Source organism: Streptomyces sp. NPDC001348 (assembly GCF_053597535.1).
Genome location: NZ_JBSFIK010000058.1, coordinates 36,441 through 48,765, shown reverse-complemented (window position 1 = coordinate 48,765; position 12,325 = coordinate 36,441). Strand labels below are relative to the sequence as shown.

Annotated in this window: 8 protein-coding genes; 1 reads left to right on the top strand and 7 read right to left on the bottom strand. The window is 68.8% G+C overall.

The features are described 5' to 3' along the window. From ACWC21_RS38065 to ACWC21_RS38035, 7 genes are all read right to left on the bottom strand, one after another. Nucleotides 1-803 (bottom strand): glycoside hydrolase family 32 protein (locus ACWC21_RS38065; RefSeq protein ID WP_450888913.1); only part of this gene is annotated, 803 nt, incomplete at its 3' end. A 107-nt stretch (nt 804-910) separates the two neighbouring features. Then, nucleotides 911-3,211, bottom strand: coding sequence for a glycoside hydrolase family 3 N-terminal domain-containing protein (locus tag ACWC21_RS38060; RefSeq protein ID WP_450888909.1), 2,301 nt, complete (start codon nt 3,209-3,211; stop codon nt 911-913). 61 nt (nt 3,212-3,272) lie between these two features. Next, entirely contained in the window at nt 3,273-4,160 is an 888-nt protein-coding gene (locus tag ACWC21_RS38055; RefSeq protein WP_450888908.1) for a carbohydrate ABC transporter permease, read from the bottom strand. Nucleotides 4,161-4,166: 6 nt separating this feature from the next. After that, nucleotides 4,167-5,153, bottom strand: a complete 987-nt coding sequence (locus ACWC21_RS38050) for a carbohydrate ABC transporter permease (protein ID WP_450888906.1) — start codon at nt 5,151-5,153, stop codon at nt 4,167-4,169. 34 nt (nt 5,154-5,187) lie between these two features. Then, nucleotides 5,188-6,486, bottom strand: coding sequence for an extracellular solute-binding protein (locus ACWC21_RS38045; RefSeq protein ID WP_450888905.1), 1,299 nt, complete (start codon nt 6,484-6,486; stop codon nt 5,188-5,190). Between the two features lie 472 nt (nt 6,487-6,958). After that, complete coding sequence (locus tag ACWC21_RS38040) at nt 6,959-7,966, bottom strand: LacI family DNA-binding transcriptional regulator (protein WP_450888903.1); 1,008 nt, start codon at nt 7,964-7,966, stop codon at nt 6,959-6,961. Nucleotides 7,967-8,154: 188 nt separating this feature from the next. Further along, the gene (locus ACWC21_RS38035) at nt 8,155-9,198 is read right to left on the bottom strand and encodes a LacI family DNA-binding transcriptional regulator (RefSeq protein ID WP_450888902.1); all 1,044 of its coding nucleotides are present in this window, start codon (nt 9,196-9,198) and stop codon (nt 8,155-8,157) included. Nucleotides 9,199-9,492: 294 nt separating this feature from the next. Here ACWC21_RS38035 and ACWC21_RS38030 point away from each other — a divergent pair, with 294 nt between their 5' ends. Further along, nucleotides 9,493-12,045 carry a GH32 C-terminal domain-containing protein gene (locus ACWC21_RS38030; RefSeq protein ID WP_450888901.1) on the top strand — a complete coding sequence of 851 codons (2,553 nt, stop codon included), beginning with the start codon at nt 9,493-9,495 and terminating at the stop codon, nt 12,043-12,045. Nucleotides 12,046-12,325: the final 280 nt, after the last annotated feature.

Here is a 12,325-nt window from a genome sequence, read left to right as displayed (position 1 = left end):
CCAGGTGCACGCAGCAGGGCAGGTGCATAGCAGTCCGGGCCGTGGTCCACCCACACCGGTGCGCCTGCCTTGAAGTGGCCGTCGTGCTCTTCTCCGATCAGGGCTGCGACGCGCATCGGACCAGTGGGTTCGGTCCAGGTACTGAAGATGAGGGCGGCCTGTCCGCCGGCTGCCGGGAGGTACTGGGGGCATTCCCAGCCATCGCCGGTGAGCTCCTCGGTGCCGCCGACGGGCTCCGGATGACGGGCCACGAAGGGCCCTCGGTAGGCCCAGGTCTCCAGATCGGGTGAGTCGTACAGGAAGGTGGCGGCGCGGCCGTCGGCGAGAGCGGCGCCGACCAGCATCCGCCAGCCGTCACCGTCCCGCCAGACGTACGGGTCGCGGTACATGGTGCAGCCCTCGGGCAGCCCGGGGATGAGCAGTTCACCCCGCGCGCTGAAGGTCCGGCCGCCGTCGTGGGAGACGGCACAGGTGACCGGCTGGTGCTGGGGGGAACGCGCCACGAGGTGCGCGGAGTAGAAGGCGACGAGCCGGTCGCTGTCGGAGACGGCGTTGCCGGAGAAGCAGCCATCGCCGTCCACGCCACCGGGCGTCGGGGACAGCGCGATCGGCAGCGGCTCCCAGCTCAGCAGGTCGGGGCTGCGGAAGTGGCCCCAGTGCATGTTCGCGTGGGTCGCCCCGTACGGGTTGTACTGGTAAGAGACGTGGAAGTGGCCGTCGTGGAAGACCAGCCCGTTGGGGTCGTTGACCCAGTTGCGGGGCGGGCGCAGGTGCGCCACGGGGAAGTGCACATCGCGGGGCATGGTGGACACACGCGTGCCTTTCGGTGGTTCAGAGGGGCCCGCCCAGCCGGGTCAGGGATCGGCTGGGCGGGAGCTTCGAGCGGCTTTCGCACGCCTGCAAACGGCGTTCAGGCCCGGATGTGGAATCCTGCGCTGAGCTGTTGCTCCCGCCGTGAGCTGGGGCCGACGCGGAGCATGAACTCGCCTGGTTCGACCACACGGCGGTTGTCGGCGGTGACGAGGGAGCAGTGTCCGGCAGGGATGCTGATGCCGACGTCCACGGTTTCGCCGGGAGGGACTTCGGCCTGGGCGAACGCCTTCAACTCCTGCTCGGCCCAGGTGACGCTGGTGGTCAGGTCGCTGACGTACGCCTGGACGGTTTCCAGGGCCGGACGGCTGCCGCTGTTGGTGAGCCGTACCGTGGCGGTGACGGTGCCGTCAGCGGAGACCTCGTCCTCGTGCACGGTGAGGTCGGAGTAGGTGACGGTGGTGTAGCTCAGGCCCTCACCGAACGCGAACAGGGGGTCCTGGGTGAGGTCCGCGTAGCGGTCACCGTGCTGGCCCCGCACCTGGTTGTAGAAGACGGGTTGCTGCCCGACGTGGCGGGCGAAGGAGACCGGGAGCCGGCCGCTGGGTTCGACGAGTCCGAGGAGGAGTTCGGCGATGGCGCGGCCGCCGCGCATGCCCGGGTTGAACGCCTCGATCAGCGCTGGAGCGTTCAGTGCCGAGTCGGGGAGAGTGCTCGGCTTGGACTGGGCGAGAACGACGATCATGGGCGTGCCGGTGGCGGCGACCGCGTCCAGCAGTGCCATCTGGCCTCCCTGGAGGTCGAGGGTGGCCGTGGAGCGCACCTCGCCCGTGAGGGCAATGGTGTCCCCCACGACCACGACGGCGTAGTCCGCGGCCTCGGCAGCGGTGGTGGCCTCCCGAAGCTGTACCTCATCGACCGGGGCGGGGAGGAACACGGGCGGCTGCGGCTGGCCGTCGGGCCCGGCGACCCACTGGTCGGGGTCGAAGGCGGGGCTTTCGATGTCGGCTCCGCGGGCGTGTGTGACGGTCCAGTCGGCGGGGACGACGGCGCGCAGGCCGTCCAGCACCGTCTCCACCAACTCGCGTGGATGTCCTTCGGGCATCCACGGCACCTGGCCGGTGGCACCCGCCCAGTCGCCGAGCATGGCCTCCGGGCTGTCGGCGTTGGGGCCGATGACCGCGATCGTGCGTGGCGTGCCCTGGCCTGTGGCGCGACCGGTTCCGTCCGCGGTCAGCCCGCCTTCGAGGGGCAGGATCCCCTCGTTGCGCAGCAGTACGAGGGAACGGCGGGCGGTCTCGAGGTTGAGGTCGGCGTGCTCGCGGCAGCCGATCACCTGCGCCTGCCGCACGGGGTCGGGGGCACGGGGGTCCTCGAAGAGCCCGAGTTCGAACTTCAGCCGCAGCACCCGCCGTACCGCGTCGTCGATCTGCTTCTCGTCGACCAGGCCGCGGGAGACCGCCTCCTGGGCGCCCTCGAAGAACGCGGGCGTGGCCATGATCAGGTCGTTCCCGGAGTTGACGGCGACCGCCGCCGCCTCGGCGTAGTCGGCGCAGGTCCGCTGGTCGTAGACCATCCGGCCGACGTTGTCCCAGTCGGTCACCAGCGTGCCGGTGAAGCCCCACTCGCCCTTGAGTACCTCGTTGATCAGCCATTCGTTGGCGGTGATGGGCACCCCGTCGATCGACTGGTAGCCCAGCATGAAGCCGCGGCAGCCGGCCCGGGCCGCTTGCTCGAACGGGGGCAGGAACCACGAGCGCAGCTTGCGCGGGCTGAGATCCGCTTCGCTGGCGTCGCGGCCGCCCAGGGTCTCGGAGTAGCCCGCGAAGTGCTTGGCGTACGCCAGCACGGCGGTCGGGTCGCCGAGACCCTCACCCTGATAACCGCGCACCATCGCGGCCCCCAACTCGCCTATCAGGTACGGGTCCTCGCCGAACGTCTCGTTGATCCGGCCCCAGCGCAGGTCCCGGGTGATGCACAGCACCGGGGAGAACGTCCCGTGGATCCCGGTCGTCGAGATCTCGATCGCGGACGCACGGGCGACCCGGTGGAGCAAAGAGGGATCCCAGGTGCAGGCCATGCCCAGCTGGGTCGGGAAGATGGTCGCGCCCGGCCAGAACGAGTGACCGTGGATGCAGTCGTCGGCTGTCAGCAGCGGGATGCCGAGCCGCGTCCGCTGGGCCCGTTCCATGGCCTCGGGCATCCGTTCGGGAGTCACATGCAGAACTGAGCCGGCCAGCTTGGCCGACACGATGTCCTCGAGGTCCCCGTGTTGTGCGTCGAGCATCAGCAACTGCCCGACCTTCTCCTGCAAGGTCATTCGGGACAGCAAGTCCTCGGTTCTCGTTTCCACGGACGCGTCCGGATCCAGGTACACGGCAGAGCGGACCGGGTGTCCCACTAGGTTCTCCAAGTCATGAGTCGTCACAGGTCGGAGAGGTGACGGGGGTAGGCGGGGGAGGTCACTTCAGGCCGGTGGTGGCGATGCCGGCGACGAAGTGGCGCTGGAAGAGCAGGAAGACGACCATCACGGGGAGCAGGACGATGACGGCGCCGGCGAGGAGGACGCCGAAGCGGGTGAAGTCCTGTCCGCTGCTGGCCAGGGCGAGGCCGACGGGGAGGGTGTACTGGTCCGCGTTCTGGGCCACGACCAGGGGCCACAGGAAGTTGTTCCAGGAGCCCAGGAAGGTGATGATCCCCAGCGTGGCCAGGGCCGGCCTGGCCAGGGGCAGGATGATCTTCCAGTAGATGGTCAGCTCACGGCAGCCGTCTACGCGGGCGGCGTCGATCAGTTCATCGGGCAGGGTGGAGATGAACTGCCGCATCAGGAACACCCCGAACGGGCCCGCCAGGAACGGCAGGATCAGCCCGAGCAGCGAACCGGTCAGTTTCATGTTGGCCACCAGGACGTACAGGGGTACGAAGGTGACCAGGCCCGGCACCATCAGGGTGCCGATGACCAGGCTGAATACGGCACGTCGGCCGGGGAAGTCCAGCTTGGCCAGGGCGTAGCCGAGCATGGAGCAGAACAGCAGGTTGCCCGCGGTCACGGCCAGGGCCACGATCACCGAGTTGGCGAACATGGTCGTGAAGTCCAGGCTGCTGAACAGCTGCCGGTAGCTGGCCAGCGTGGGCGCGGTGGGGATCAGGACAGGCGGCACCTTGCGGATGTCCGCCTCGGGCTTGAAGGAGCCGGAGAGCATCCACAAAAACGGCGCGACCATCAGCAGCAGGCAGCCGAACAGCGGCAGATACAGCCAGGGATGGCCCCATTTCTGCCGGATGCGACGCCGCCGCAGAGTCCGGTCCGTGCCCGGCCCGGCCGTCCGAGGGGCGGAGAGAGTGCTCATGGGGTATCAGTCCTTGTCTCGCAGCACGCGGAACTGCAGCACGGTCAGTGCGATGATGAGGACGAAGACGACGTAACCGGCGGCCGATGCAACGTTGTAGTTGCCGTTGCCGAACTGGTTGTAGGCGTACATCGTGGCGGACAGGGTGGAGTCCAGCGGTCCGCCGTCGGTCATCACGAACGGCTCGTCGAAGAACTGCAGATAGCCGATGCCGGTCGTGACCGCGGTCAGCAGCAGGGCCGGACGCAGGAGCGGAAAGGTGACCCGCCAGAACCGCTGCCAGGCCCCGGCACCGTCGAGTTCGGCCGCCTCCATCAGGGACTGCGGCACGGACTGCAGACCCGCCAGCATGATGATCATGACGGTGCCGAGGTTGCGCCACACCGCCATCACGATCATGACGGGGAGAGCGAACCGGGTGTCCGCCAGCCATGCCGGGCCGTCGATCCCGAACCAGCCCAGAACGGTGTTCACCAGTCCCGCCCGCGGCTCCAGCAGCGTCTTCCACACCACGGCGATGGCCACGACGCTGGTGATCACCGGGAGGTAGAAGCCGACTCGGAAGACGGCCCGGAAGCGGCCGATGCCGCTGTTGAGGGCGACCGCCGCGGCCAGCCCGGTGGCCAGCGTCAGCGGCAGCCCCACCAGGACGAACACGGCCGTGTTGCGCAGCGCATGAACGAACTGCGCGTCCTCAAACAGCCGTACATAGGTGTCGAAGCCGGTGAACGACACGTTCAACGGGGTCCGCAGATCGGCGCTCTGTGTGTCGGTCAGGCTCATCAGCAGCGACCAGACGACCGGCAACAGCATGAACACCAGGAACAGGGCGAGGAACGGGCCCGCGAGGATCCACGCGGCCCGCGTCTGCCTGCCGCGCGCAGTGCTGCGGAGGGCGAGTCGCCGGCGGCCGGCATGCCTGTCGGGCCGTGCGGTGCTCGGTTCGCGGGTGTCGCCCCGCCCAGGGAGCGTTTTCGTGGACATGGATGTCATCCGTCCCTACGAGGGGTGCTCACGTGGCGGCCGTTCAGCGGCCCGTGCCGATGCTGGTGGCCTTGGACTGCAGGTCCTGCTGCGCCTGGGCCACGGTGGCCTTGCCCAGGCTCAGCCTCTCCAGTTCGGAGTCAATGGCGTCGGCGACCTGCTGCCAGGTGGTGATGGCGGGCGGCGCCTTGCTGACCTTGAGCTGCTCGGCGAACGCCTGCATCGCCGCGTCGTCGCTCAGCTTCCCCTCGTCCCACGCCCCCGGCGTGGCGGGAAGGGAGCCCGTTGCCTTCGCGTAGGCGGCGAGGTTGGCGGGTTCGGTGAGGAACTCGGCGAACTTCCAGGCCGCGTCGGAGTTCTTGGCGTCCTTGAACACCGCCAGGTCGCTGCCGCCGGCGAACCCGGCGGCCTGCTTGCCCTTCGGCAGCGGCATGGTCTTCCACTTGCTGTCCAGCTTCGCGGCGTCCTTGCGGAGGCTGCCGCTGACCCACGCGCCGTCCTTGTAGACGGCGATCTGTCCGTCCTGGAAAGCCTGCAGGCTGTCCGTCTTGTCGGTCGGCGCCAATCCCTCCTTCGGGACGCTCGCGTAGTACTCCAGCGCCTTGGCGACCGCCGGCGAGTCGAAGGTGAACTTCTTGGTGCTCGGGTCGTAGATGTCGCCGCCCTGCTGCCAGACCAGCGGCAGCAGGAAGATCCAGGAGTTGAAGCCGATCGACAGCCCGCTGGCGTAGCGCAGCTTCGGGTTCTGCTTGCCTGCGGTGGCCTGGATGGCCTTCAGATCCTTCAGGTAACCGGCCCAGTCACTTGCCGGGGCGCCCTTGATACCGGCCTTCGCCGTGAGGTCGCTGCGGTAGTAGACCGCCTGGGTGTCGGCGATGAACGGGACGCCGTAGGAGGTGTCCTTGTACTTCGTGGTGTCCCACTGACCCGGGTAGAAGTCTGACGACTTGATCGACGTCGGGGTGGCCTGGAAGCCGTTCATGCCAGCCATCTCGGCCATCCAGGTGGTGCCGATCACGGACATGTCGGGTGTGTTGCCGCCGGCGATGGCGGTGGTCAGCTTGTCGTGGGCGGAGGCCCAGGGCACCGGGGTGATCTGGACCTTCGCGCCGGGGTTCTGCTCCTCGAACTTCTTGGCCAGGCTCTGAAGGGACTTGTCAGGATCACCCATGGACCACATGACGACCTTGCCGGTGGCCTTGCCGCTGCCCAGCTTCGCGGGGGCGTCCGCGCCGGGCCCGGAGTCGGCGCTGCGGCCGCAGCCGGTGGCCACCAGGGCCGCCGTGACGGTGACGCACAGGACCTGAACAGTTCTGACGGTGTGACGAGTAGGGGTACGCATGGTGCGGCTCCTTGCCATTGAGCGAAACAGGCGTGGGGGGGCGGCGTATGGAATAGAAGGAACGGGCGGGCGCCCGGATGGGCCGGCCCGCGAGAGGGCGACCGTCGGCGGTGACAGCGGCATCGGCGGTCAGCCGCAGGTCGCGGCTGGAGCGTTGGTCCCGGAGCGGTATCGGCCGGGCGGGGGTGGGCCAGGCGTGTCGCTCGGTGTGCCGGGTCGGGGAGGTGCAGAGGGAAAGGGCACCTCGGCGGTTGCGCGTGCAGGGTGGTGAGGCCGGCCGAAGGACGAATGGGCCGGTCGTGCCGGTGCGTGCACCGGCTTCAGGTTGAGCTGGACGGCCTACCGGCCTGCGCGAGGTCCGGTGGGGTCAGTTCCGTGTCGGGAGGGAGTCCGTCTCCGCCTGCGGGGCTGGGCAGGAGCGGCGGAGACGGACGGTTCGCGCCGACGCCGTACGCATCGCGATGGCATGGCGTCAGTTCGGGCTCGGCCGTAACGTCGAGCCGCGGACCACGAGACTGGTGGGAATGACGCACGACGGGGCCGCCTGCGGCACTCCGCGCACGTGGTCGAGCAGCAGACGCGCCGCCGCCGCACCCATCTCCCGCATGGGCTGGCGGATGGTGGTCAGTGCCGGATAGGTGTACGAGGCCATCTCGACGTCGTCGAAGCCCACCACGGCGACATCCTGCGGAATCCACAGGCCGGCCTCGTGCAGGGCGGTGAGCACGCCGGCCGCCGAGGGGTCGTTGTGTGCGAAGACCGAGTCGAACTCCAGGCCGTCCGCGAGAGCGCCTGCGATCGCGCTCCGGCAGCGTTCGAACTGGAAGTCACCGCAGATGATGCTGCGTTGGTCGATCTCGATCCCGGCTTCCGCATAGACATCGACGAAGCCGCCCAGCCGTTCCCGGGTACAGCCGAACGCATCGGGGCCGGTCACGACCAGAGGGCGACGGCGCCCGATTTCCAGGAGGTGCCGCGCCGCCTGCGCACCCCCCTCCCGGTTGGTGGTGGCCACGTAGGGGAACCCCGGCCGCTGGAAGCGGTCGTCTATCAGCACGACCGGCAGCCCTGCTTCGTGCAGTTCCGTGATGTACCCCATGGCGCCCTCGGGCTCTATCACCAGCAGACCGTCGAACGACTTGGCAGCGACCTGCAGACCCAGGCGGCGCAGTGACTCCTCACCGTGGTTCCAGGTCAGCATGCGCAGTCCGAAGCCCTCGGTCTCCAGCGTCTCGATGACCGCCTGCACGATGCCTGACCAGGCCCAGGCCAGGTCAGGGACCAGCATGCCGATCATCTGCGTCGTGCCGCGGGCGAGGCCGACCGCACCGGCGCTCGGCACATAGCCGAGCTCCGATATCGCCTTGCGGACCTTCAGGACGGTGTTCTCGTTGATCTCGCCCTTGCTGTTCAGCACGCGTGAGACCGTCGTCTTGCTGACGCCGGCCCGGGCGGCCACGTCGGCGATGGTGACTCCCATGCCACCTCCTCTCACTCCACGCAGAGGCGGAAGACGTTCTCCCGCACCGAAGGGCCGATCGTACAGAGATCGGTGGAACCGGTACCGGAATCGGTGCCGGAACCGGTTTCGGTACCGGTTCCGGCAGTGAAGCACCGAGGGGCTCGCCCCGTCAACACACCGGAAACAACTCGTTTACGCGGAAGTCGTCAGCCGTCTTCGGGAGCGGGGAGTTCGCCGGACCCCCGGGCGAGGTAGCGGGTGGGCAGTACCCGGTGACGGGCGGGGCCGTCCTCGCCGGCGAGTCGGTCGAAAAGCAGGCTCGCGGCCTCCCGGCCGATGGCGGCGTGGCCCTGGGCGATCACCGAGATGCCGGGTTCGAGCAAATCGGCGAGGGGCAGGTCGTCGAAGCCGATCAGCGCCACGCGACGCTGCAGCTCAAGGTCCTGCAGGGCCCGGCGGGCCCCGACGGTGAGGAGGTTCTGGCCTGAGACAAAAGCGGTGGGCGCGTGGCCGAGGGACAGGAGTTCGCGGGTGGCCTCACTGGCGGCTTCCGGACCGTGCAGGCCGCGCCTCACGAGAGAGGGGTGCAGGACGCAGCCCACCTCGGCATGCCCCTCCACGAACCCGGCGTAGCGCTCTTCGGCGGTCCAGATCGAGCGGAGGTCGCCGAGGAAGGCGATGCGCCGGTGGCCTGACTCGTGCAGCTTCCTCACCGCCTCCCGCACCCCGGCGCGGTTGTCCACCGTCACGGTGTCCACCTGCGGCGCGGTGGTGCGGCGGTCCACGCAGACGACGGGTGTGCCGGCGCGGCGGGCCGCGTCGAGGTCGGTGTCGTTCTGTCCGGTGGGTACCACGATGAGGCCGTCGACCCGGCGCGCGGTGAAGGTCTTCAGCAGTCTGCGTTCCCGGACCGGGTCCTCGTCGGTGGACCCGGCCAGGAGCAGCATGCCGTGCTCGGCGGCGGCGTCCTCCACCACGCGGTGCAGGGCGGCGGAGAAGGGGTTGGCCGCGTCTTCCAGGACCAGGGCGAGGGTGTGGGTGCGGCGGTCGGCCCGGCGCAGGCTGCTGGCCGTCAGGTCGTGGTGGTAGCCGAGCTGCTCGGCGGCGCGCGTCACCCGTTCTGCCAGGTCAGGGGTGACGGGCTTGCCGTTGACGACCCGCGAGACCGTGGCGATCCCCACGCCGGCCATGGTCGCGACGTCGCGCATGGTCGCCGGTCGCCGACCTGTGGAGTTCTGCTCGCTGGACACGCTTTCTCCCGAAGATCACTGACACCGTGCAGCCGTCCTCATCCTCGCATTCGGGAGTTTCCCGCACAGGGTCTGGACTTCGGCGACATGTTGCCCGTACGTTCGGCGAAACGTTTCCAGCCCTTGGCTGGAGCTACCGGTGCCGCGCTGCGCCCACAGCCGGGCTCGCCCGTGGCCTTGGACGAGCACACGGCCGAGCCGCCGCCCGTACCCGCACTCGTCACTCGTCACTCGTCACGCGTCACGCGTCAGTACCGACGGCTGAGCCGAAGCCACACGCCTGCAAGGAGAGCCATGTCCAGAACCCTTCGTCCGCGCCGCAGACTCCTGGCCGCGCTGGCCGTCCTGTCCGGGCTCGGCCTGGTCGCCGCCTCTCCCGCCACGGCCGACACGCTCTACCACGAGCGGTACCGCCCCCAGTTCCACTTCACCCCGGCCCAGAACTGGATGAACGACCCCAACGGCCTGATCTACTACAAGGGCAGGTACCACCTGTTCTTCCAGTACAACCCGTCCGGCAACAGCTGGGGCAACATGTCCTGGGGCCACGCGGTCAGTACCGACCTCGTGCACTGGAAGCAGCTCCCGGTCGCCATCCCCCAGGACGACCAAGAGATGATCTTCTCCGGCAGCGTGGTGCTGGACAGGAACAACACCACCGGCTTCGGCACGAAGAAGAACCCGCCGCTCGTCGCCGTCTACACCAGCGCGCAGAAAGCCTCCGGCAAGCAGCAGCAGGCCCTTGCCTACAGCACCGACGGCGGCACCACCTGGACCAAGTACGAAGACAACCCGGTGCTCGACATCGGCTCGAACAACTTCCGCGACCCGAAGGTCTTCTGGTACGCCCCCACGCAGCGCTGGCTGATGGCGGTCTCCCTCGCCGACCAGCACAAGATCGCCTTCTACAGCTCCGCCGACCTCAAGCACTGGACCCACCAGAGCGACTTCGGCCCGGCCGGCGCCACCGGCGGGGTGTGGGAGTGCCCGGACCTGTTCCCGCTCCCGGTCGACAGCAACACCAAGAAGACGAAGTGGGTGCTGGCCGTCAACCTCAACCCGGGCGGCATCGCGGGCGGCTCCGGCGCCCAGTACTTCGTCGGCGACTTCGACGGCAAGAAGTTCACCTCCGACGACACCGGCACCACGTACACCCCGCCGAGCGGCACCGTCATGCAGGACTTCGAGTCCGGCTCGTTCGGCGACTGGAAGGCCACCGGTGACGCGTTCGGCAGCGCGCCGGCGACCGGGGCGGTGGACTGGCAGTCGGAGGTCACCGGCATCGACGGCAAGGCCTTCGCCAACAGTTTCCACGGCGGCGACGCCTCCACCGGCACGCTGACCTCACCCGAGTTCACGGTGAGCGGCAACTACATCAACTTCAAGGTCGGCGGCGGCAACCACCCGTACCAACCCGGCTCCGTCCTGGGCGATCAGCCGGCACCCACCGGTGAAACGCTCGCCGACTTCGAGGGCAGCACGTACACCAGCCCGATAGGCGACTGGACGGCGACCGGGGACGCCTTCGGCAGTGGACCGGCTCAGGGCACCCTCCCCAATCAGGGCCAGGTCACCGGCTACCTCGGCAACGGCCTGGTCAACAGCTTCCTGAACGGCGACGCCTCCACCGGCGCCCTCACATCCCCGACGTTCACCATCGACAAGAAGTACCTCGATTTCCTCATCGGCGGCGGATATCACCCCGCGAGCTCCGACGCCCCCACCGTGGTGGAGCTCGTTGTGGACGGCAAGGTGGTGCGCTCGGTCACCGGATCCAACGGCGAAGCCCTGAACTGGACGTCGTGGGACCTGTCCGACCTGCAGGGCAAGCAGGCTCAGATCAAGGTCGTGGACGACAACACGGGCGGCTGGGGCCACCTCAACCTCGACCAGGTCGTCCTCTCCGACACTCAGGCGAAGCCCCCCTCCATCGAGACCGGTGTCAACCTGCTGGTCGACGGCAAGGTCGTCCAGAGTGCCACCGGCGCCGACTCCGAGAACCTCGACTGGGCCTCCTTCAACACCATGGCCTACAAGGGCAAGAAGGCCCAGATCCAGATCGTGGACGCCAACTCCGGCGGCTGGGGACACGTCCTCGCCGACCAGTTCACCACCGCCGACAAGCCCGCCTTGAACACCACCCAGCGCGCCCACTGGCTCGACTACGGCGCCGACTTCTACGCCGCCAACACGTGGACCGACGCACCCGGCGGCCGCCGCGTCATGATCGCCTGGATGAACAACTGGAACTACGGGCAGGCCATCCCCACCGGCCCGTGGCGCAGCGCCGACTCCTTCCCCCGCCAGCTCTCCCTGAAGACCGTGAACGGCAAGGTCCAGCTGATCCAGCAGCCGGTCGGTGAACTGACCACCCTGCGCGGCGCACGCACCCGGGTGCCGAGCACGCGGGTCACGAACACCACGCCCCCGCTCGCGGTGCACGGCAGCAGCCAGGAGCTCCAGGCCGACCTCACCGCCGGCAACGCCGACCGCTTCGGCCTGGACGTCCGCACCGGCGGCGGGCAACGCACCCGCATCGGCTACGACACCGCCACCGGCGAGGTCTACATCGACCGCACCGCCTCCGGTGCGACCGACTTCGACCCCACCTTCTCCGGCGTCCAGCGCGCCCCCCTCGCGCTCGACGGCGGCCGACTGAGCCTGCATGTCCTCGTCGACGCCTCCTCCGTCGAGGTCTACGCCCAGAACAGCCGTGGCGAACAGGTCACCCTCACCCACCAGATCTTCCCGGACCCGTCCAGCACGGGTGTCGGCGCCTTCGCCGAAGGCGGCACCGCCACCCTCGACCACATGCAGGCGTGGAAGCTGAAGTCCATCTGGCCGTGACCAGCCCTGACGTCACCGCGCCGGACGTCATGAAGCGGCTTCCGGTCTGCAGTTCTCCCTCCTCGTGCGTGAGCGATGCGGGAGCGGACCGTCCGACACGAGGCGTAAACAGCAGGGTCGAGCAAGAAGCCTCATTGGTGCTGACCAGGTGAAACGGCACCACGAGGCAGCGTCGACCTCCCGGCAAGGATTCGATCCCACTCTTCAAGCGGGTGTCGCAGGTTCGAATCCTGCCGGGGCAGAGCGCTTCAACCCGCTGGCATTTCCCCGAGGGAGCTCG

Excerpts from the sequence above, each read along its gene's own strand:
- ACWC21_RS38040 (WP_450888903.1), bottom strand. The coding sequence starts at position 7,966 with ATGGGAGTCACCATCGCCGACGTGGCCGCCCGGGCCGGCGTCAGCAAG.
- ACWC21_RS38030 (WP_450888901.1), top strand. The coding sequence starts at position 9,493 with ATGTCCAGAACCCTTCGTCCGCGCCGCAGACTCCTGGCCGCGCTGGCC.
- ACWC21_RS38055 (WP_450888908.1), bottom strand. The coding sequence starts at position 4,160 with ATGAGCACTCTCTCCGCCCCTCGGACGGCCGGGCCGGGCACGGACCGG.
- ACWC21_RS38050 (WP_450888906.1), bottom strand. The coding sequence starts at position 5,153 with ATGACATCCATGTCCACGAAAACGCTCCCTGGGCGGGGCGACACCCGC.
- ACWC21_RS38045 (WP_450888905.1), bottom strand. The coding sequence starts at position 6,486 with ATGCGTACCCCTACTCGTCACACCGTCAGAACTGTTCAGGTCCTGTGC.